Annotated in this window: 1 protein-coding gene and 1 pseudogene; both read left to right on the top strand. The window is 24.0% G+C overall.

Annotated elements, in window-relative coordinates:
* Positions 1-231 (top strand): annotated as a pseudogene (locus CAMP5053_RS08415) (hypothetical protein); the annotation flags it as partial.
* Entirely contained in the window at positions 218-349 is a 132-nt protein-coding gene (locus tag CAMP5053_RS08410) for a hypothetical protein (protein WP_261529730.1), read from the top strand. The pseudogene CAMP5053_RS08415 and the gene CAMP5053_RS08410, both read left to right, overlap by 14 nt.
* The last annotated feature ends 51 nt before the right edge of the window (positions 350-400 follow it).

The raw sequence follows: 400 nt of genomic DNA, 5'->3' as shown, positions 1-400 counted from the left end.
AAATTATCACTACAAGAGTATAAAGCGTATAATTATTTTGGATTTTTAAGTGGTATCACCATTATCTTTTTAGCGATCACTTTTTTTATACTTCCTTGTTTATTACAAGCTTATTTATTTAAATGTTATAGCATAAAAGAAAAACGCAAAAAATTAAGTTGGTTTATAGGATTTGTGTGTAATGTTCCTATATTGATCTCAAGTGTTTATGTGATATATGAAAATTTTTAAAGACTATCAAAAATTTACTCCTTATGGTTTGGACTTTAAACTTTATAGTAAAGATTTTATCACTAAACTTGATTTTAAAGATAAAGCTTATAATGTGCTTTATAATATAGGAGTTTAAATGGGAGAAGATATTATACTTTCTATTTTTTGGGGTTTGATAGGATTTATT

Source organism: Campylobacter sp. S4:11, from assembly GCF_024723695.1.
In the GTDB taxonomy this organism is placed as follows: domain Bacteria; phylum Campylobacterota; class Campylobacteria; order Campylobacterales; family Campylobacteraceae; genus Campylobacter_D; species Campylobacter_D jejuni_C.
This window is presented reverse-complemented; position numbering and strand designations above follow the sequence as displayed.